At 69.4% G+C, this 20,982-nt stretch carries 17 protein-coding genes; 11 read left to right on the forward strand and 6 right to left on the reverse strand.

The window, feature by feature from the left end; genetic code table 11:
• Positions 1–656, forward strand: a 656-nt coding sequence (locus EQG76_RS12735; RefSeq protein ID WP_235031340.1) for a YggS family pyridoxal phosphate-dependent enzyme, incomplete at its 5' end; no start/stop codon positions are given.
• A gap of 3 nt (positions 657–659) precedes the next feature.
• On the opposite strand, the gene EQG76_RS12740 is transcribed toward EQG76_RS12735, so the two are convergent.
• Both EQG76_RS12740 and EQG76_RS12745 read right to left on the reverse strand, forming a co-directional pair.
• Entirely contained in the window at positions 660–929 is a 270-nt protein-coding gene (locus EQG76_RS12740) for an RNA-binding S4 domain-containing protein (protein WP_159713866.1), read from the reverse strand.
• 43 nt (positions 930–972) lie between these two features.
• On the reverse strand, positions 973–3,498 hold the full coding sequence (locus EQG76_RS12745; RefSeq protein WP_235031341.1) for a helicase-related protein: 2,526 nt from the start codon (positions 3,496–3,498) through the stop codon (positions 973–975).
• A gap of 350 nt (positions 3,499–3,848) precedes the next feature.
• On the opposite strand from EQG76_RS12745, the gene htpG reads away from it, so the two are divergent.
• The 7 genes from htpG (at position 3,849) to EQG76_RS12780 (ending at position 12,283) form a co-directional block, all read left to right on the forward strand.
• Positions 3,849–5,762: a molecular chaperone HtpG gene (gene htpG, locus EQG76_RS12750; RefSeq protein WP_159713868.1), complete on the forward strand. Its 1,914-nt coding sequence runs from the start codon at positions 3,849–3,851 to the stop codon at positions 5,760–5,762.
• A 122-nt stretch (positions 5,763–5,884) separates the two neighbouring features.
• Positions 5,885–6,256, forward strand: a complete 372-nt coding sequence (locus EQG76_RS12755; protein ID WP_159713870.1) for a Rap1a/Tai family immunity protein — start codon at positions 5,885–5,887, stop codon at positions 6,254–6,256.
• A 17-nt stretch (positions 6,257–6,273) separates the two neighbouring features.
• A complete protein-coding gene (locus EQG76_RS12760; protein WP_159713872.1) occupies positions 6,274–6,510 on the forward strand; it encodes a hypothetical protein in 237 nt (78 codons plus the stop codon).
• Between the two features lie 222 nt (positions 6,511–6,732).
• Complete coding sequence (locus tag EQG76_RS12765) at positions 6,733–8,223, forward strand: NAD-dependent succinate-semialdehyde dehydrogenase (protein WP_159713881.1); 1,491 nt, start codon at positions 6,733–6,735, stop codon at positions 8,221–8,223.
• 31 nt (positions 8,224–8,254) lie between these two features.
• Positions 8,255–9,649, forward strand: coding sequence for a glutathione-disulfide reductase (gene gorA, locus EQG76_RS12770; protein WP_159713883.1), 1,395 nt, complete (start codon positions 8,255–8,257; stop codon positions 9,647–9,649).
• Positions 9,650–9,678: 29 nt separating this feature from the next.
• Positions 9,679–11,049, forward strand: a complete 1,371-nt coding sequence (locus EQG76_RS12775) for a class II 3-deoxy-7-phosphoheptulonate synthase (RefSeq protein ID WP_159713885.1) — start codon at positions 9,679–9,681, stop codon at positions 11,047–11,049.
• 61 nt (positions 11,050–11,110) lie between these two features.
• Positions 11,111–12,283, forward strand: coding sequence for a nicotinate phosphoribosyltransferase (locus tag EQG76_RS12780; protein ID WP_159713887.1), 1,173 nt, complete (start codon positions 11,111–11,113; stop codon positions 12,281–12,283).
• Here the strand turns inward: EQG76_RS12780 and EQG76_RS12785 are convergent.
• Positions 12,280–13,836: an MFS transporter gene (locus EQG76_RS12785; RefSeq protein ID WP_159713889.1), complete on the reverse strand. Its 1,557-nt coding sequence runs from the start codon at positions 13,834–13,836 to the stop codon at positions 12,280–12,282. The genes EQG76_RS12780 and EQG76_RS12785 overlap by 4 nt on opposite strands.
• A gap of 112 nt (positions 13,837–13,948) precedes the next feature.
• Positions 13,949–14,884: an SMP-30/gluconolactonase/LRE family protein gene (locus EQG76_RS12790; RefSeq protein ID WP_159713891.1), complete on the reverse strand. Its 936-nt coding sequence runs from the start codon at positions 14,882–14,884 to the stop codon at positions 13,949–13,951.
• 333 nt (positions 14,885–15,217) lie between these two features.
• Between EQG76_RS12790 and EQG76_RS12795 the strand changes: the two genes are divergently transcribed.
• Positions 15,218–16,366 carry a sensor histidine kinase gene (locus tag EQG76_RS12795; protein WP_200840774.1) on the forward strand — a complete coding sequence of 383 codons (1,149 nt, stop codon included), beginning with the start codon at positions 15,218–15,220 and terminating at the stop codon, positions 16,364–16,366.
• A 9-nt stretch (positions 16,367–16,375) separates the two neighbouring features.
• Here EQG76_RS12795 and serA read toward each other — a convergent pair whose 3' ends face one another.
• Positions 16,376–17,953, reverse strand: coding sequence for a phosphoglycerate dehydrogenase (serA, locus tag EQG76_RS12800; protein ID WP_159713893.1), 1,578 nt, complete (start codon positions 17,951–17,953; stop codon positions 16,376–16,378).
• A gap of 62 nt (positions 17,954–18,015) precedes the next feature.
• Positions 18,016–19,182 carry a phosphoserine transaminase gene (locus tag EQG76_RS12805; protein ID WP_159713895.1) on the reverse strand — a complete coding sequence of 389 codons (1,167 nt, stop codon included), beginning with the start codon at positions 19,180–19,182 and terminating at the stop codon, positions 18,016–18,018.
• 272 nt (positions 19,183–19,454) lie between these two features.
• On the opposite strand from EQG76_RS12805, the gene EQG76_RS12810 reads away from it, so the two are divergent.
• Both EQG76_RS12810 and EQG76_RS12815 read left to right on the forward strand, forming a co-directional pair.
• On the forward strand, positions 19,455–20,405 hold the full coding sequence (locus EQG76_RS12810) for a tripartite tricarboxylate transporter substrate binding protein (protein ID WP_159713903.1): 951 nt from the start codon (positions 19,455–19,457) through the stop codon (positions 20,403–20,405).
• A gap of 14 nt (positions 20,406–20,419) precedes the next feature.
• Positions 20,420–20,896: a tripartite tricarboxylate transporter TctB family protein gene (locus EQG76_RS12815; RefSeq protein WP_159713897.1), complete on the forward strand. Its 477-nt coding sequence runs from the start codon at positions 20,420–20,422 to the stop codon at positions 20,894–20,896.
• Positions 20,897–20,982 lie beyond the last annotated feature (86 nt).

Raw genomic sequence — 20,982 nt, forward strand, 5'->3', positions numbered from 1 at the left:
TGCGACAACGGGTCACCATGGCCGCGGAGCGCGCCGGCCGCGAACCAGGCTTGGTGACGCTGGTGGCGGTGAGCAAGCTGCAGCCGGCTCCGCGGGTCCAGGCGGCACTCGCGGCCGGGCAGCGTGTGTTCGGCGAGAACTACGTGCAGGAGGCGCGCAGCCGCTGGACGCCGCTGCGCGAGGCCCATCGGGACCTGGAGCTCCACCTGATCGGGCCGCTGCAGACCAACAAGACCGCCGATGCGGTGGCGCTGTTCGACGTGATCCAGACGCTGGACCGCCCGAAGCTGGCGCGCTCCCTCGCCAAGGAGCGCGACCGGCAGGGCCGCCTGCCCAGGCTCTACGTCCAGGTCAACACCGGCGAGGAGCCGCAGAAGGGCGGCGTCCTGCCGGATGGGCTCGACGAGCTGCTGCATCTGTGCCGGGACGAGCTGGGCTTGGCGATCGAGGGGCTGATGGCGATCCCGCCCGAGGGGGAGGACATCGCCCCGCACACGGCCCTCCTGGCCAAGCTCGCCAAGCGCCATGGCCTGGCCGGCGTGTCGATCGGCATGAGCGCCGATTACGAAGAGGCGATCCGCTTCGGCGCCACCACCGTGCGGGTCGGCTCCAAGATCTTCGGCGAACGGCCGCCCAGGCCCGCGCCCGGCGGCTGACGCTCAGGCCAGCGGCAGCTCCTGATAATGCTCGCGGGCCTCGGCATAGGGTCCGCGGCGTTTGGGCATCGCCAGCACCCGGACCACCTTGATGTCCCGCCCCTGCGGCAGGGTCAGCACCATGCCGGTGCGCACTTGAAGATGAGCCTTGGTCACGACCCGCTCGTCGACACGGACGCGGCCGCCTTCGACGAGCTTCTGGGCATCCGTGCGGGTCTTGCAGAACCGCGTGTGCCAGAGCCAGGTGTCCAGTCTCAGCGCTTCGTCGTGCAAGTTGCCTCCTTTTCACCGGCCCTCAACCGGCTTTCCTGGTCCCTCAACTGCTTCCGGCGACCAGCGTGCGCAGCACCGCGAACGGTGAATCGCTGCGCCCTGCCCGTGCCGCGCGCTTGCGCTCGACCGGATCCGGCCGGCGCCGCTTGCGCATGCGCACGAGCCTGCGCGCCTCGCCCTCGACCACACAGGCAAAGCCCAGCCCCGCCGACACCGCGACCAGCTCATCGAGCTTCAGCCCGGCCGCGGCCGCGAGGTCGCCCGGCAGGTCGAACAGCCGGCTTTCCCGTGCCCGTGCCCGCAACTGCGCGGCCAGCCGCTCGGTGACGTCCAGCCGGAGCGCCAGCGTGCCGAACCGGGCAAACCCCAACGCCGCCAGGGTGGAAGCGGGCAGATCCGGCACGTCCCGCCAAGTGGTCGCCCCCTCGGGCGGCAGCGGGCAGTCCTGCCCGGTCCAGACCCGGATCAGCAGCGCGATCACCCGCCGCGCGCGCGGCCGCATCAACTCAGGGAGGAATAGCCATTCCACGCCCAGCCGCACGCCCAGCCGGGCCAACGCCTTGCGGTCGGCCTCGCCCAGCGGGGTGGACACGCTCTCGATCCGTTCCACCCGGATCGCGCCCAGGGCCTCGGCCAGCGCATAGGCGACGCCGCGCACGGCACCGCTCTGCCCGGCATCGTCGCTGGCCGCAGCCAGCCGCCCGATCCGGCCGATGCCCCGCGCGATCCAGCTCTGCAGCCGCCGGCCGAGATCGTCCGCCACCCGCTCGCGCAGCTCGCCGCGCAATTCGTCGCTGATCTTGGGCCGCACGAGCGGCTGGAGCGGCGTGCGCCCGGGTGCGAGCCGGCCGACCACCGCGCCCTGCCAGCGCACCGCGCCGTCGGGGTCGAAGCACACCTCGTCCTCGGGTGCTTCAAGTATCTGGGCGACCCGCCGCTCCAGGGCCGGGCGCAGGGCCCGGCGCGCGGCAGCACTCAACGCCTTGCGGGCCAGATCGGCCTCGCCGGGCAGGAGGGTGAAGTCCAGCCCCTCGATGGTCCCGACCGGATGGCCGTCCACCGCGAGCGAGCCGTCCGCCTCCACCGTCGCCGGCAGGTCGTCATGCTCGCGCAAGGAACGCAGCAGGGCAGTCGTGCGCTTGTCGACGAAGCGCTGCATCAGCCGCTCGTGCAGGGCGTCCGACAGCCGGTCCTCCACGGCCCGGGCTCGCTCCTGCCAGTGCGCCGCGTCCTGGAACCAGTCCTTGCGGTGCGAGAGATAGGTCCAGGTCCGGATATGGGCGAGCCGGCCCATCAGCGTGTCGATGTCGCCGTCCATCCGGTCGATATGGTCGATGGTCCGCGCCACCCAGTCGGCCGGGATCACCCCTTCGGGTCCGGTCAGGTGGCGGTAGATCGTGCTGAGCAGATGCAGGTGGCTCTCGGCCAGGGTCTTGGAGAAGTCCGGGGTCTGGCAGACGCTCCACAGGAGCCGTACCCGCTCCGGGCGGTCGGCGATCTGGCGGATCTCCTCGCGCGCCGCCAGCATGTGCAGGGAACGGTCGTCCAGCGCGTCGCGCACCTTCCACAGCGCGTCGCGCGCGGCACGGTCGGGCCCGGCGTCCAGCGAGCGCAGCAGGCCCTGCAGGCTGCGAAAGTCCAGGGCGGAGTTGCGCCAGCGCAGATGCTTGAGCGGCGGGAAGCTGTGGCTCTCGACCGCCTCCACGATCCGCTCGTCCAGCTCGCCCACCCCGTTGGTGGTGCCGAACGTGCCGTTCGCCATGTGCCGGCCGGCCCGTCCAGCGATCTGCGCCACCTCCGTGGCAGCCAGCTTGCGCCGCTCGCGCCCATCGAACTTGTGCAGGGCGGCGAAGGCCACATGGGTCAGGTCCATGTTCAGGCCCATGCCGATCGCATCGGTCGCGACTAGGTAGTCGACCTCGCCCGCCTGGTACATGGCGACCTGGGCGTTGCGGGTACGGGGGCTCAGCGACCCCATCACGATCGCGGCCCCGCCGCGCTGGCGCCGGATCACCTCGCCCAGCGCATAGACGTCGGCTGCCGTGAACGCGACGATCGCCGAGCGGCGCGGCAGCCGGTGCAGCTTGCTCTCGCCGGCATAGGTCAGGGTGGACATGCGCGGCCGGGCGATCAACACCGCCTCGGGTACCAGCTGGCGGATCAGCGGCTTGATCGTGTCCGAGCCCAGGAAGATCGTCTCGTCCAGGCCGCGAGCGTTCAGGAGCCGGTCGGTGAAGACGTGGCCGCGCTCCCAGTCGGCGCAGAGCTGGATCTCGTCGACGGCGAGGCAGGCAACCGGCCGGTCCATCGGCATCGCCTCGACCGTGGCGACCACGTAGGGCGCCTTGTCGCTGCCGATCTTCTCCTCGCCAGTGACCAGTTGCGCCGAGTCCGGACCGCGCTCCTTGACGATCCGGTCGTAGATCTCGCGGGCGAGCAGCCGCAGGGGCAGGCCGATCATGCCGGAACGGTGCGCCAGAAGACGCTCGATCGCGAAGTGCGTCTTTCCGGTGTTGGTCGGTCCAAGGACCGCCAAGATGCGCGAGTCGGTAATGCGCATCGAGCTCATGACAGAGAAGATTCCGTTGCCGGCGTCCGATTGCAAGGGGGGCTTCTGCCGCTCCTGCATTCCGGCCCGCAGATGCGCACGCAGGAGTGACAGGTCCGTGGCACCCTGCACCCGCCCCGCCACCGGTTCACACCCATATTACCGGGAAGCGGAGGCGCTGGCCGATGCCGCTCGGTTCAACGAAGTGCCGGACCTGCAGGCCATCCGATCGTGGCTGCGGCGCGCTATGACCGACCCTGCGGCTATGGCCGCCGAGGTCTCCACGGCCGGTGTGATCTTGCGCAATACCGTCACCCGACCCAGATGGCTCGGCACGGATCAACCACCCGAACCAACTGAACCATAAGGCGATGAGCGAGACGATGCAGCCGTTCGAGGCCGATGTCGGCCGTGTCCTCGATCTCGTGATCAACTCCCTCTACAAGGATCGCGAGATCTTCCTGCGGGAGCTGATCTCCAACGCGTCGGATGCGTGCGACAAGCTGCGCTACGAGAGCCTGAGCCGGCCGGAGCTGCTGGGCACCGACCCGGATCTCGAGATCACCATCCTGGCCGATGCCAAGAACGGTCTGCTGACGGTCGCCGACAACGGCATCGGCATGACCCGCGAGGAGCTGGCCGAGAATCTCGGCACCATCGCCCGCTCGGGCACCGCGCGCTTCGCCGAGATGCTGACCGGGGATGCCAAGAAGGACGTCGACCTGATCGGCCGATTCGGCGTGGGCTTCTATTCGGTGTTCATGGTGGCGGACAAGGCGGTGGTGATCTCGCGCCGAGCCGGCGAGAGCACCGCCTGGAGCTGGGCATCCGACGGCCGCAGCGGCTTTGCCATCGAGGAGCTGCCGACCGATTCGTTCAAGCGCGGCACGGCGATCACCCTGCACCTCAAGGACGACGCCAAGGAGTTCCTGGACGAGTGGACGCTGCGCCGGATCGTGCGCACCCATTCCGACCATATCGCCCTGCCGATCCGGCTGCGGCTGATCAAGGCCGACCAGGAGGGCGACGAGCCCTCCGCCCCTGAGCAGATCAACGAAGGCTCGGCCTTGTGGACTCGGCCCAAGTCCGAGATCACCGACGAGCAGTACAAGGAATTCTACCACCACGTCGCCCACGCCTTCGACGAGCCGTTCGCCAGGGTCCACTTCAACGCCGAGGGCCTGCTCGAATACACGGCACTGCTGTTCGTGCCGACCGCGCGGCCCTTCGACCTCTACGACCCGCGCCGCGCCCACGGGGTGAAGCTCTACGTCAAGCGAGTGTTCATCACGAGCAGCCTGGAGAACCTGCTGCCGCGCTACCTGCGCTTCGTGTCGGGCATCATCGACAGCCAGGACCTGCCGCTGAATGTCAGCCGCGAGACCCTGCAGCAGGGCAGCGTCGTGCCGAAGATGCGCAAGGCGATCGTCAAGCGGATCCTGGACGAGCTGAAGAACAAGGCCCAGGCGGAGAAGCAGGAGGCGAAGGACAAGTATCTGGCCTTCTGGAGCGACTTCGGCGCGGTGCTGAAGGAGGGGCTGTACGAGGATAGCGAGAACCGCGAGCGGATCATGGAGCTGGCGCGCTTCCGCTCCACGCACTCCGCGGATGGCTGGGTGTCGCTCGCCGACTATGTCGGCCGAATGAAGCCCGGCCAGGAGGCGATCTACGTGATCTCGGGCGAGAGCCACGCCGCCCTGCGCAACAGCCCGCAACTGGAAGAGGCGCGCGCCAAGGGCGTGGAGGTGCTGCTGCTGGACGACCAGGTCGACCCGTTCTGGCTGGAGCAGGTGACCGAGCATGCCGGCAAGCCGATCCGGTCGCTGGCCAAGGGCGACGTGGACCTCTCCAAGATCAAGAAGGACGCGTCTGAGGCGGACAAGCCCGAGGAGCCGGCCGCCGAGGAAGGCGATCTCGGCCGGCTGATCGCCAAGCTCAAGCTGGCGCTGGGCGACCAGGTGGCGGACGTGCGGGAAAGCAAGCGGCTGCGCCAGAGTGCGGTGTGCTTGGTGGCGGGCGACCATGCGATGGACATGCGCCTGGAGCGGTTCCTCAAGAGCCACAACCAGCTGGACACGCTGGCCAAGCGGATCCTGGAGGTGAACCCGCGCCACGACCTGGTCCGCCGCCTAGCCACGCTCGCCAAGGACGACACGCCGGACTTCCCGGAGCTGGCCGCCCTGCTGCTCGACCAGGCCCGGATCGTCGAAGGCGAGCCCCTGCCCGATCCGGCCGCGTTCGGCCGGCGCATGTCGACCTTCGTGGCGCGCGGCATCGGCGCCTGAACCGGGGCCTGAAGCCGGCCGGTGCCGTCCCGGCGTTGGTCCGAGGCGGCACCGGCCCTATATGTTCCGTCGAGGCGGCCGTGGACGTGGCCGCGGTGCCCGGGCCGAGACGGAGGTGGACGATGCGGGGCTGGCGGACGGCAGCGCTTGCGGCAATCGTGATGGCGGCTGCGGGCGGGGCGCTGGCTGCGCCGGTGGCGCCCGATGCCTTCAGGATGCGGACGTTCTCCGATCTCGTTGCGGTCTGCGGCGCCGATTCCGAGGACGCGGCCCAGTTCTGCCGCGGCTGGCTGGTCGGCAACGGCAGCCTCTATGCCACCTTGCTGCGAGCCGGCGCCATCCAGCCCTGGGCCTGCGCCGACCCGGTGCCGAGCCTGGACGACATCCGCCGCGCGATCGTCGCCTGGGGCGAGACCAATCCGCAGACCGGCAGCGAGAGCGCGGTGGACGGGTTCTGGCGGGCTGCCGCGTCGATCTGGCCGTGCAAGCAATGACGGGAGAGCAACGGGACATGAGCAGGATGAAGCGGCTGGGCGGCGTGGCGCTGCTGATCGCGAGCCTCGGCGTGGCGGGCTGTGCGGTCGACCGGCAGACCGGGCGCAGCACGGCGGTGGGTGCCGCCACCGGGGCGGCCGCGGGCGGCGTGGTCGGCCTATTCGGTGGCAACTGGCTGAGCCGGGTCGGGATCGGTGCCGCCGCGGGTGCCGCGTCGGGCTTCGTCTACGACCAGATCCAGAAGAACTACTGAGCAAGCGGCGCGCGGCCAGGATGAGCCGCCGTGTCGTAAGTGAGATGTGGGCGGTCCCGCACTGACCGCCGGCGGGCTTCGCCTTTACCGCGCGAGCCCCCATCCTGTATGGAGGCCGCCGCTCACGTGAGCTGGATGCAGGCGCATCCGGCCAGGTCGGTCGTCGCCGGGGCAGCCCGGGCCCGTGTTGCCCGGCTCCGGCCAACGGGAGTTCGAGACGAGATGGCTACTGCCCTCAAAGACATCCGCAACCTGCTGAAGGACCCCTCGCTCTTCAAGGAGCAGGCCTATATCGGCGGCGAGTGGGTGGGCGCCGACAGCGGCAAGACGATCGACGTGACCGACCCCGCCACCGGCGAGCGGCTGGGCTCCATCCCGGACATGGGTGAGGCCGAGACCCGGCGCGCCATCGAGGCGGCCGACCAGGCGTTCAAGTCCTGGAAGCAGAAGACCGGCAAGGAGCGCGCCGCGATCCTGCGCAAGTGGTTCGACCTCTTGATCGCGAACCAGGAAGACCTCGCGATCATCATGACCCGCGAGCAGGGCAAGTCGCTCACCGAGAGCCGCGGCGAGGTCGTCTATGGCGCCTCGTTCATCGAGTGGTTCGCCGAGGAGGCCAAGCGCATCTACGGTGACATCGTCCCTCAGACGGTGGCGTCCCGCCGCATCCTGGTGATGAAGCAGCCGGTCGGCGTGTGCGGCATGATCACGCCCTGGAACTTCCCGAACGCAATGATCACCCGCAAGTCCGCACCTGGCCTGGCGGTCGGCTGCACCGTGGTGATCAAGCCCGCGACCTACACCCCCTATTCCGCCCTGGCGCTGGCCGAACTGGCCGAGCGCGCCGGCTTCCCGCCGGGCGTGTTCAACATCGTGACCGGCTCGGCGCGCAAGATCGCGGGCGAGCTCACCGAGAACAAGAAGGTCCGCAAGATCTCCTTCACCGGCTCCACCGAAGTCGGCAAGGTCCTGCTCAAGCAGTGCGCCGACACGGTGAAGAAGGTCAGCATGGAGCTGGGCGGCCACGCGCCGTTCATCGTGTTCGACGATGCCGATGTCGATGCTGCCGTCCAGGGTGCCATCGCCTGCAAGTTCCGCAACTCCGGCCAGACCTGCGTCTGCACCAACCGGATCTATGTCCAGGCCGGCATCTATGACGAGTTTGCCAGGAAGTTTGCGGAAGCCGCGGGTGCGCTGAAGGTCGGCAACGGCATGGAGGCAGGCACCCAGATGGGCCCGCTGATCGAGCCGGCCGCGGTCGAGAAGGCCGCCGAGCACGTCAAGGACGCGGTCGCTAAGGGCGCGTCCATCCTGACCGGCGGCGATCGCCACCAGCTGGGCGGGCTGTTCTTCCAGCCGACCGTGCTCTCCGCCTGCAACATGGACATGCAGATCGCGCGGGAGGAGACGTTCGGCCCGGTCGCCCCCCTGTTCCGCTTCGAGACGGAGGAGGAGGTGATCGCGCTGGCCAACGACAGCGACTATGGCCTGGCCGGCTACTTCTATGCCCGCGACCTCGGCCGGGTGTTCCGGGTCGCCGAGGCGCTGGAGGTCGGCCTGCTCGGCGTCAACGACGGTGTCATCGCCAACGAGGTGTCGCCGTTCGGCGGGGTGAAGCAGTCCGGGCTCGGCCGCGAGGGCAGCAAGTACGGCGTCGATGACTACCTGGAGCTGAAGTACGTCAGCCTGGGCGGCATCGGCGTCGCTCCGTAACCGTCCCGTCCACCAAGCGAGGCCTGAAGGCGTGAGCCAGCTCGACCTGTTCGTGATCGGCGGTGGGTCGGGCGGCGTCGCCTGCGCCCGCCGCGCCGCCTCCCACGGCGCCAAGGTGGCGCTCGCCGAGGATTCGCGCCTGGGCGGCACCTGCGTGATCCGCGGCTGCGTGCCGAAGAAGCTCATGCATTACGGCGCGAGCGTGCCGCACGAGCTGGCGGTGGCCCGGGACATGGGCTGGTCGTTCGGCGAAGTGAAGCACGACTTCCGCGGCTTCCTCGAAGCGCGCAACGGCGAGATCGCCAGGCTCGAGGCGATCTATCGCGGCATGCTGGAAGGTGCGGGCGTGGCGGTGGTCAAGAGCCGCGCCAAGATCGCCTGCCGCCAGGGCGACGGCTTCGTGGTCGATGCCGGCGGCGAGCTGTTCCACGCCAGGCGGGTCCTGATCGCCACCGGCGCCGCCCCGTTCTTCCCCGACGTCCCGGGTATCGAGCACGTCGTCACCTCCGACCAGGTGCTGGAGGACGTCTACGACCTGCCGGCACGGGTGGCGGTGATCGGGGCCGGCTATATCGGCGTGGAGCTGGCCTGCATCTTCCAGGGCTTCGGGGCGAAGACCAGCCTGGTCCTGCGCGGCGACCAGCCGCTGCGCGGCTTCGACGAGGACCTGCGCCGCCATCTCACCGACCAGATGGCCGCCGGCGGGCTGGAGATCCTGAGTCGCAGCGTGGTGAAACGCATCGAGCGCACGGCCAGCGGCCTGCGTCTCCACGGTGTCGAGCCGGCGCTGGAAGCCGACCTCGTGATCTACGCCACCGGACGCCGGCCGATCCCCAAGACGCACGACATCGGCCTGGAGGCGCTGGAGGTGCGGATGGACCATGAGGGCGCCATCCTGGTCGACGACACCTACCGGAGCAGCGTGGACGGCCTCTATGCGGTCGGCGACTGCTCGAACCATGCCGGCCACGGCGTGGACAGCGGCCAGTTCGACCTGACGCCGGTGGCGATCGCCGAGGGCCGCGCCATCGCCGAGCGGCTGTTCAACGACCGCGTCATGCCCGTGCGCTACGACACGCTGGCCACTGCGATCTTCTCTTCCCCCGAGGCGGCGACCTGTGGCCTGTCCGAAGTCCGTGCCCATGCCGAGGGCTACGACGTCGAGATCTTCAAGGCCAATTTCCGGCCGATGCGCACCACGATGGGCCAGCACGCGCACCGGATCTTCATGAAGCTGGTGGTCGACCGGAAGACCGACCGGGTGCTGGGCTGCCACATGGTCGGGCCCGAAGCCGGCGAGATCATCCAGGGCTTCGCCACCGCCATGACCGCCGGCGCCACTAAGGCCGATTTCGACGATACCATCGCGGTCCACCCGACCGCCGCGGAAGAGTTCGTCACCATGTACCAGCCGTTCAAAGGCTAGCTATACTGGCGGGGGAAGGAGAAACGGACATGGTCGCGAGCTGGAACCCTTCGACTTGGCGAGCGAAGGTCGCGCAGCAGATGCCGAGCTTCCCGGACCAGGCGGTGCTGGCCGAGGTCGAGCAGCAGCTGGCAGGCTATCCGCCGCTGGTGTTCGCCGGCGAGGCGCGCGAGCTGACCCAGAAGCTGGGCGACGTCGCCGAAGGCCGGGCCTTCCTCCTGCAAGGCGGCGACTGCGCCGAGGCGTTCGCCGACTTCACCGCCGACAAGATCCGCGACACGCTGCGGGTGATCCTGCAGATGGCCGTGGTGCTGACCTTCGGCTCGGGCATGCCGGTGGTGAAGCTCGGCCGGATCGCCGGCCAGTTCGCCAAGCCGCGCTCCGCCCCGGACGAGACGGTCGAGGGCGTGACGCTGCCCGCCTATCGCGGCGACATCGTCAATGGCCTGGCCTTCGAGGCCGGGCAGCGGGCACCCGATCCGCGGCGCCAGCTCCAGGCCTATTCCCAGGCAGCGGCGACGCTCAACCTGCTGCGCGCCTTCACCCAGGGCGGCTATGCCTCGCTCGACCGGGTGCAGGCCTGGAACCTGGGCTTCGTCGCCAACAGTCCGGAAGGCGAGCGCTACCGGGACATGGCCGACCGGATCACCGAATCGCTGGCGTTCATGCGCGCCTGCGGGATCACGGATGCCAACAACCCCGAGATCCTGCGCACCAGCTTCTACACCAGTCACGAGGCGCTGCTGCTGGGCTTCGAGCAGGCGATGACGCGCGTGGATAGCACCAGCGGCCGCTGGTACGACACGTCCGCCCACCTGCTCTGGATCGGCGACCGCACCCGCCAGCTCGACGGCGCTCATGTCGAGTTCTGCCGCGGGATCGCCAACCCGCTGGGCCTGAAATGCGGCCCGACCATGACGGCTGAAGACCTGCTGCGGCTGTGCGACCTCCTGAACCCGGACAACCGGCCCGGCCGGCTGACCTTGATCGCCCGGATGGGCCACGAGAAGGTCGAGCGCCACCTGCCGCCCTTGATCCGCGCGATCGAGCGGGAAGGCCGCAAGGTGGTCTGGGCCTGCGATCCCATGCACGGCAACACGATCAAGGCCGGCAGCGGCTACAAGACCCGGCCGTTCGACCGGATCCTGTCCGAGGTGCGCAGCTTCTTCGCGATCCACAAGGCGGAAGGCACCCATGCCGGCGGCGTCCATCTGGAGATGACCGGCCAGGACGTCACCGAGTGCCTGGGTGGTGCCCAGGCGATCACCGAGGCCGGCCTGTCGGACCGCTACCACACCTATTGCGATCCACGCCTGAACGCCCAGCAGTCGCTGGAGCTGGCCTTCCTGATGGCGCGGGCGCTCAAGGAGGAGCGCGAGCTCGTCCGGGTCGCGAGCTGAACCCGACCAAAAGCTCCTGCCGCCAGCCCCAGCTCCTGCCGGGCCTCCACGGGATCCTCGCATGTCGTCTCGCCCTACCACCCTCGTCGGGGCCGGCTATGGCCCCACCAACGGCGACATCGCCCGGTTCGCCGACAAGTATTTCGTGCGCACCAAGGAAGTGGTGGAGCGGTACGGCGACGTCCGCGTCACCTATGCGGTATTCATGCGCCGCCCGGTCCTGTTCGCGCCGCGCCTGGCGCTGGACTGGCTGACCCGGATCATGGCCGAGCGCGGGATCGCGATCGAGCTCGACCTGCGCTTCAAGGAAGGCGACTGGGTCGGTGCCGGCGAACCGATGCTCTATCTGACCGGGCCGTTCGCCGGGCTGGTCGACCTGGAGACCATCCTGCTGCAGCGGCTGGGCCCCTGCTGCGTGGCGGCGTTCAACGCCTACAACATGTGCACCGACCTACCCAAGGTCGGCTTCCTCGCCATGGACGCCCGGCACTGCGCCGGGGCGGAGATGGGCGAGATGATGGCTTATGCCGCCTCGGTGGGCTCGGCCGAGGCCAGGCGCCGCGCCGGTGCCGTGGGTTTCATCGGCAATTCCGTGGACGCCACCGCGCATTTCTTCGGCAGGGACGAGGGCAGCGGGACGATGCCCCATGCGCTGATCGGCTATGCCGGCAGCACGGTGCGCGCGGCCGAGATGTTCCACGAGACCTTTCCCGAGCAGCCGCTCACCGTGCTGGTCGACTTCTTCGGCCAGGAGATCACCGACAGCTTGGCGGTCTGCGCCCGCTTCCCCGAGCTGGCGGCGTCCGGCCAGCTCTCCATCCGGCTCGACACCCATGGCGGCCGCTTCGTGGAAGGACTGGACACCGCCGAATCCTACGCAGTGCTCGACCGCCACGTGCCCGACGCGATCCGCACCTACCGCACCCATGAGGAACTGCGCTGGCTGACCGGCACCGGCGTGTCGGCCGCCGCGATCTGGCATGTCCGCGAGCAGCTGGACCGGGCCGGCTACCCGCGGGTGCGCATCATCGCCTCCTCCGGCTTCAGCCCGCAGAAATGCAAGCTGATGGCCTCGGTGCGCGCCCCCATCGACGTGGTCGGCACCGGCTCCTACCTGCCCGACCAGTGGACCGAGACCTACGCCACCGCCGACGTGATCGCCTATGACGGCCAGTACCGGGTCAAGGTCGGCCGCGAGTTCCTGTTCCCTAACAAGGACAAGTCGCGGCGCTAGCCCTCGCTGGCCAGCGCTCCGGCCGGCGGCGGCTGCCTGCGTGCCGGGCGCAGTGCCAGCCAGGCGAACAGGGCGGTAGCCAGCGTGACCGCAGCGCAGAAGACCGAGGAGAGCTCCATGGCCTGGGTGAAGGCGAGCTTCGCCCCTGCCGCAAGCTCTGCCCCATCCGTGCCGGGCAGGTCCCGCGCCACCTCCAGGGCCGCCGCGAGCGTGCCGCTGGCAGCCGAGTTCAACTCGGCTGGCAGCCCGTCCGGCAGGGCGGCGGCGACCCGCTCGCGATAGGCCGCCGTCAGCACGCTGCCCAGCACGGCGATCCCGATGGCCCCGCCGAACTCGAAGCTGGTCTCGGAGATGGCCGAGGCGGCACCGGCGCGCTCCGGCGGTGCCGAGCCCAGCACCAGATCGGTGGTGAGCGTGCCGACCGGGGACAGGCCCAGGCAGAACACCAGCATGCCGGTGACCAGCACGGCCAGCGGCCAGCTGCCGCCGATCTGGGTGAGGACCACGAAGCCTAGCGCCGCTACCGCCAGCGCGCCGGCGATGACGGTGGCCGGTTGCCAGCGGCGCACCAGCAAGGGCGCTACCATCGAGCCGGCAGCGAACGCGATCCCGGACGGCGCCACCCACAGGCCGGCCTCCAGCGGCCCCATCCCCAGCACGAGCTGCAGATACTGGCCGATAACCAGGAAGAAGCCGAGTGCCGCGAACAGGGACAGCAGGTTGATGAGCAGGGCGGCGCTGAACGAGGGGATGCGGAACAGTGACACGTCGATCAGCGGGTCTTCCAGGCGGCGCTGGCGGCGCACGAACAGGAGGCCGACCGCCAAGCCTGCCAGGATCGCCAGCGCGGGAAGCAGGCCGAAACCCGCCTCCGCACTGCGCTTGATGCCGTAGATCACCGCGAGCACCGCCACGACCGATAGGGCGGCACTCGGCAGGTCCATCCGCCCGGCATCCGGATCGCGCGCTTCCGGCAGGAGCCATGGTCCCAGCGCCAGCAGCAGCAGCATCACCGGCAGGGCAATCAGGAACACCGAGCCCCACCAGAAAAACTCCAGCAGCACGCCGCCCACCACCGGCCCGATCGCGGCACCGGCGGAGAAGCTGGCGATCCAGACGCCGATCGCGAAGGTGCGCTGTCGGTCGTCCCGGAACATGGTGCGGATCAGGGAGAGGGTGGAAGGCGCCAGGGTGGCGCCGGCCAGGCCCAGTACGGCACGCGCCAGGATCAGCAGTTCGGCACTGGGTGCGAAGGCCGCCAGCACCGAGGCAACTCCGAACGCGGCGGCACCGATCAGCAGCAGCCGGCGCCGGCCGATCCGGTCGCCGAGCGTGCCCATGGTGATCAGCGAGCCCGCGACCAGGAAGCCGTAGATGTCGACGATCCACAAAAGCTGGGCCGCACTCGGCCGCAGGTCCGCGGAGAGCTGGGGGATGGCCAAGTTCAGGACGGTCAGGTCCATGGAATAGACCAGGCAGGGCAGCGCCAGCACGGCGAGGCCGATCCACTCGCGCGCCGTGGCGCGGCTGCCCGGCATGACGGCAAGGGTCATGGGAGGTCGATCCAGGAAGGTCGGCCGCGCGGTCAGCGCGCGCGGGGTGGCGATCACTAAATGAAGTGGTTAACCATGTCCAGCCGTCGACCGTCCCGCCTGACCGCCCGGTTCAGCCATAGACCAAGCGCAGGCCCGGCTCCGGCCAGGGCAGCTCGACCAGTTGGCCGATGCCCGACAGGGTCACATAGGCGGTGCGCAGGTCGGGCCCGCCAAAGCAGATATTGGTCACCATCGGGTCGTCGAAGCGGCGCCGGTCCAGGATTTGGCCCGTCGGCGAGATGGTGGTGATCTCGCCCGTGATCAGCGTCGCCACGCAGATATTGCCGGATGCGGTCACTGCCAGGCTGTCGAACCGGGCATAGCCCGGCATGGTGCAGAGCAGCCGGCCGCCATGGGGGCTGGGCCACTTCTCCTTGCGCAGCTCGCCCGGCCCCAGAATGTCCCACGCCCACAGCCGTGCCGTCTCGGTCTCCGCGACATAGAGGGTGCGGTTGTCCGGCGAGAGGCCGATCCCGTTGGCGCCGCCCGCGATCGGGTGCGCCACCTCGACGATGTGGCTGCCGTCCGCCGCCGCCCAGTAGGCGCCGCCATGGTCGCGGTCGCGTGATCGGCTCTTGCCCAGGTCGCTGAACCAGAAGCCCGGCTCCCAGCCGCAGTCCGGCAGGTCGAACACGATGTCGTTCGGCCCGCGCAATGGATGGTCACCGCAGCGGTCGTAGAGGCGGCGCAGCGTGCCGGTGGCCGGGTCGAAGGTCTCGATCCGCCCGCCTGAATAGTCGGCCGCCTGGCCGGCCGTGTGGAGGATTCCGTCATCCTCCTTCCAGGCGAAGCCGCCATTGTTGCACAGGTAGAGAAGGCCGTTCGGCCCCATCGCCAGCCCGTTCGGGCCGTCGCAGCGGTCCGCCAGCACCGACTTCCTGCCGTCCGGCGCCACCCGCGTGATCCTGCCGGCGGCGATCTCCACCAGGATGATCGACCCGTCCGGCATCACCACCGGGCCTTCGGGAAAGCGCAGCCCGTCTGCCAGCACCCGCTCGTCCGCCATGTCACACGCTCCCTGCTCGTTGCCATGGCTCTACCCACCGCCGGCGTCTTCGTGAAGAGCGTCGCCGGACTGCCGGGGCGCTGTCGGCTCCGGCGGCGCACGGTCGAAGGCCGCTTTCCTGAAATAGGCCGATGTATTGCATCCGATTGATCATGTACTTGTACAGGCCGTAACATTTCGGCCATCAGCGCGACCGCAGGAGAAGAGCCGCCACACCCGAGATGCTGCACGCCAGCCGGGCCGTAAGGCACTCACGACTGCCTGGAAACCAAGGGGCGGCCGCGACGTTCAACCACACGCTTGATCCTCTTGGTGATCGAGGAGGCATTGGTCTTGGGCGCCCGGGACGAGATCGCGAGACTGCGCCGCCATCAGCAGGTCCTGATGGAGCTTTCCCATCTGGCGGCACACCGGCTGCCAGCGGACGGGCTGCTGGAGACCGCGGTGGTTCAGATCGCCCGCGGGGTCGAGATCGATCACGTCAAGCTGATGCGCTACCGCTCGGAGACCGGCGACCTTCTGCTCGAGGCCGGGGTCGGCTGGAGGGAGGGGGTGGTCGGCCACGCGACCTTCGGGATCGATCTGTCGTCGCCGCCCGGCCGTGCCTTCCAGACCGGGCAGCCGGTCCATATCCTCGACCTGCACCAGTCCGACGAGTTCCGGATGTCCTCGGTCCTGCGCGAGCACGGCATCGTGTCCGTGCTGAATGTGCCGGTGCAGATCGACGGCGCCACCTGGGGCGTGCTGGAGGTCGACAGCAGCGTGGAGCGCGACTTCAGCGGCGATACCCGGAACTTCCTGATGATCGCGGCCTCGATCATCGCCTCGTCGATCCACCGCGAGCAGGTCAACCAGCAGCACGAGCAGGCCATCGCCGGACTGGCGCTGGAATCGCGCCGGCACCAGCTGTTGCTCCACGAGATGCAGCACCGGACCAAGAACAATTTCCAGACGATCTTGTCGATGATTTCGATCCAGGCGGCGCGGCTGCAGACGGAGAACAGCCGCAACGTACTGGGCAAGATCGCGGACGGGATCATGGCCATGGCGCTGGCCCACGACCAGCTCGCCCCGGCGCAGGGCGGCGAGCTGGTCAACCTGCCGACCTATCTGCGTGCTCTCATCTCCAGCATCCAGAAGCCTCTGGAGACCGTCACCGTCCATGTGCGCGCCGACGAGCTCAGCGCTCCGATCGAGTACGCCGTCCCGATCGGCCTCATCGTCAACGAGCTGGTCACCAACAGCGTCAAGCACGGCTTCGACGAGGCCGGCGGCACCATCCATGTCGAGCTGCAGTCCGGCCCCGGCCGCGGCGAGATCAGCCTGGAAGTGATCGACAACGGCAAGGGCATCGACCCCACCAGGCCGGGCGGGTCGGGCCTCCGGCTCATCGAAGCGCTGGCCCGCCAGGTCCGCGGCCGAGTCGATCAGGAGAGTTCGTCGGCGGGCACCCGCACCCGCCTGACCTTCACCCTTCCCTGACCTCTCGGATCAGAACGCCAGCTGCTTGGCCTGGATGACGTGCGGCAGCGCCTGGATCCGCTCCAGCACGTCGGCTGGCACGGCCTGGTCGATCGCGACCAGGGCGATCGCGTCGCCACCCGGCCGGTCGCGGCCCAGATGGAAGGTCGCGATGTTCACCTCGGCCTCGCCCAGCAGCCGGCCGAGCGCACCGATGAAGCCCGGCTTGTCCTGGTTGCGCACGTAGAGGACGCTGCCTGAGAGCGCGGCATCGATCGGGATCCCGCGGATCTCGACGAGACGCGGCTTCTCTCCCTGGAACAGCGTGCCCGAGACGGTGCGCGGCCCCTTCTCCGTGACCACCTCCAGCGTGATCAGCGTCTGGTAGCCGTCGACATGCTCATGGGTGACGGTGGTGAGCTGGATGCCGCGCGACTTTGCGAGTGTCGGGGCGTTCACCATGTTCACCGAGGCGGCGAACGGGGCCAGCAGGCCCTTCAGGATCAGCTGGGTGAGCGGCCTTGTGTTCAGGGACGCCGCCTGGCCGGCGAAGGTGACAGTGGCCCCCTTCAGCCCCGTCTCGGTGAGCTGGCCGGCAAAGCTGCCGAGCTGCTCGGCGAGTTGCATGTAGGGCCGGAGCCTGGGCGCATCCTCGGCCGACACGCTCGGCATGTTCAGCGCATTGATGATCGCGCCGTCCAGGAGATAATCGGAGATCTGCTCGGCGACCTGCAGCGCCACGTTCTCCTGGGCCTCGGTGGTGCTGGCCCCCAGATGCGGGGTGACCACCACCTTCTCCAGCCCAAACAGCGGGCTCTCCTTGGCCGGCTCCACCGCGAACACGTCCAGCGCCGCACCCGCGACATGACCTTCCACGATCAGGTCGTGCAGCGCCTGCTCGTCCACTAGGCCACCGCGCGCGCAGTTCACGATCCGCACGCCCTTCCTGCAGGACAGGAGCCGCTCCCGGGAGAACAGGTTGCGGGTCTGGTCGGTGAGCGGCGTGTGCAGGGTGATGACATCGGCCCGGCGGCAGAGCTCGTCCAGATCGACCTTCTCGATGCCCAGCTCCGCGGCCCGCGCGTCCGACAGGAACGGGTCGAAGCCCACCACCTTCATCTTCAGCCCGCGCGCCCGGTCGGCGACGATCGAGCCGATATTGCCGCAGCCGACGATGCCCAGCGTCTTGCCGGTCAGCTCCACGCCCATGAAGCGGGACTTCTCCCACTTGCCGGCGCGGGTCGAGCGGTCGGCCGCCGGGATGTCGCGGGCCAGCGCCATCATCATTGAGATGGCGTGCTCGGCGGTGGTGGTGGCGTTGCCGAATGGCGTGTTCATCACGACCACGCCGGCCGCGGTCGCCGCCTCCACGTCGACATTGTCGACCCCGATGCCGGCCCGGCCGACCACCTTGAGCTTAGGTGCGGCCTTGAGCACCTCGGCGGTGACCTTGGTGGCAGATCGGATCGCCAGCCCGTCATATTCCCCGATGATCTCGAGGAGCTGGTCCTTGGTGAGGCCGACCTTGATGTCGGTCTCCACACCGCGGCGCTGGAAGATCTCGACGGCGGCGGGGCTGAGTTTGTCGGCGATCAGAACTTTGAGCATGCCGAAGCCTTTCCCGGCACGAGGATTAGGTCAGGGGCGGAAGGGAGCGCTCGGGGCCGCCGTCAGGCGGCCTCGGCGTCCAGTCGGGAGGCGACCTCGCCGAACGCCCAGCTGAGCCAGGGCAGCAGGGCCTTCGTGTCGGCCACGTCGACCGTAGCCCCGCCCCAGATCCGCAGGCCAGGCGGCGCGTCACGGTAGCCGGCGATGTCGTAGGCGACCTGCTCCTTGGCGAGCAGGCCCGCCAGCTCCTTGACCACCTTCTGCTGGTCGGACTCGGCCAGCGAGGCGACCCGCGGATCGACGATCTTCAGGCAGATCGAGGTGCAGGAGCGGGTGGACGGCTCGGCCGCCAGGAAGTCCACCCAGGCGGTGCTGGCGACCCAGTCGGCGATTGCGGCGAGGTTGGCCTCCGAGCGGGCGATCAGGCCCTTCAGCCCTCCCACCTGCTCGGCCCAGCGCAGCCCGTCCAGCGCGTCCTCGACCGCCAGCATGGACGGCGTGTTGATCGTCTCGCCCTTGAAGATGCCCTCGATCAGCTTGCCGCCCTTGGTCAGGCGGAAGAGCTTGGGCAGGGGCCAAGCCGGCTTATAGCTTTCCAGACGCTCGACCGCGCGCGGCGAGAGCGCCAGCATGCCGTGCTGCGCCTCGCCGCCCAGCACCTTCTGCCAGGACCAGGTGGTCACATCGAGCTTGGACCAGGGCAGGTCCATGGCGAACGCGGCCGAGGTCGCGTCGCAGAAGGTCAGGCCCTGCCGGTCGGCGGCGATCCACGCGCCATTCGGCACGCGCACGCCCGAGGTCGTGCCGTTCCAGGTGAACACCACGTCCCGGGCGAAATCGACGGACGTCAGGTCCGGCAGCTCACCATAATCGGCCGACAGCGTGCGCGCATCGCCGAGCTTGAGCTGCTTGGTCGCGTCCGTGACCCAGCCTTCGCCAAAACTCTCCCATGCCAGCAGGTCGACGCCGCGCGCGCCCAGCATCGACCACATCGCCGCCTCGAAGGCGCCGGTGTCCGAGCCGGGCAGGATCCCCAGCCGGTAGTCGGCCGGGATGCCCAGCACCTGGCGGGAGCGTTCGATCACCTCGTTGATGCGCGCCTTGGCCACGGCATCGCGATGGGATCGACCGAGCATCGCGCCTTCCAGGCCGGACAGCGACCAGCCGGGCCGCTTGGCGGTCGGGCCGGAGCCGAAGAACGGGCGGTCGGGGCGGGCGATCGGCTTCATCAGCGAAGCGTCCTCTGTCGTCGAATGAGGTCGGCGCGGAACCTAGGCCTGCCGATCCCGCACCGCAACATTGGCGCTGCCCCTGTCCAGCCCCACAGCGACAAGGAATTCTTCATCCTCGCCATCACTGCCGCTGAACCTTGGCGCCGCCTGTCAAGCCGCTTGCCCCGATCCCGGCGCGCGAACATGCTGTGTAGCCAGACAATTCGACAACGGGCTCAGGGAGGCTCGCCATGACCGTGCGGATGCGGCGCCGGACTACGCTCGCGGGGATGCTGCTGGCGGCCTGCGGCACGATCTCCACGCCGCTCGCCGGTGCCGGCGCCCAGGAGGCCATCGGCGCGCTCACTCTGGTGGCCCCGGCCGGCCCGGGCGGCGGCTGGGACCAGACCGCGCGGGCCCTGCAGGCGGCGATGCAGCAGGAAGGCCTGGTCGGTGCGGTCACCGTCGAGAACATCCCGGGTGCCGGCGGCACGATCGGGCTTGCCCAGTTCGTCGAGCGCGAGCGCGGCCAGGGCGATGCGCTGCTGGTCGGCGGCCTCGTGATGCTGGGCGCGATCATCACTAACGGTGCCCCGGTCACTCTGGATCAGGTCACGCCGATCGCGCGGCTGACTGGCGAGTACGAGGTCGTGGTGGTGCCGGCCTCGTCCGAGCTCCAGACCATGCAGGACTTGGTGGCGACCCTGAAGAACGACCCGGGCTCGGTCGCCTGGGGCGGCGGCTCGGCCGGCGGCACTGACCACATCCTGGCCGGGCTGATCGCGCAGCAGGCCGACGTTGATCCGTCCAAGGTCAACTACGTGCCGTTCTCTGGTGGCGGCGAGGCGCTGGCGGCGGTGATGGGCGGGCATGTCGCCGCCGGAATCTCGGGCCTGAGCGAATGGATCGGGCAGATCCAGGCCGGCACGCTGCGTGCCCTCGCGATCTCCTCGCCGGAGAGGCTAGAGGGGCTGGATGCGCCCACCCTGCGCGAGGCCGGCCTCGATCTGGATCTGGTCAACTGGCGCAGCGTCATGGCCCCGCCGGATCTCGACGATCCCGAGCGCGCCGCCCTGGTCGACCTGATTGACAAGACGGCCAAGAGTGCTGCTTGGCAGGAGACGCTCAAGAGCAAGGGCTGGGACGATGCCTACCTGCCCGCCGACGAGTTCGCGAGCTTCCTCCAGGAGGAGAACGCCCGGGTGACGGGCCTGCTGCAGACGATCGGCCTGGCCAAGTAGCGGGCGGGCCTGCCATGGACGGCGAATCTGCCGCGGGTGGTCCTGCCCTCCTGGCGCTGGGGGCCGCCACCTTCCTGGGTGGCCTGGTCCTGGCCGTGGCGACCTTGAACCTCGCCACCCCGTCGAGCTATGCCGGGGTGGGTGCCAGGCTGTTCCCGGGCGTGGCCTCGGCCGGGCTGGTCCTGGTCGGCCTGTGGCTGGCCTTCCAGGGCTGGCGGACGCGGCATGTGCCTGGTACCGGCGAGAAGGTCGATCTCGGCGCCATGGCCGTGATGGTGGGCGGCCTGATCGCCCACATGCTGCTCCTGGAGCGGGCCGGCTTCGTGATCGCGTCGACCGTCCTGTTCTTCGCCGTCACCCTCGCCTTCCGCGACCGGCGCTGGTGGCTGAACCTCGCCATCGCGCTGGTGCTGGCACTGCTCACCCGGATCATCCTGGGCTACGGGCTGGGCCTGGCCCTGCCGACCCTCCTGCCGGGCTGGGTGATCTGATGGGCACGCTCAGCCAGCTCATGGGCGGCTTCGCCCAGGCGCTCACCCTGGCCAATATCGGCTGGTGCCTGCTCGGCACCGTGCTC

Source organism: Geminicoccus flavidas, assembly GCF_009806515.1.
GTDB lineage: Bacteria > Pseudomonadota > Alphaproteobacteria > Geminicoccales > Geminicoccaceae > Geminicoccus > Geminicoccus flavidus.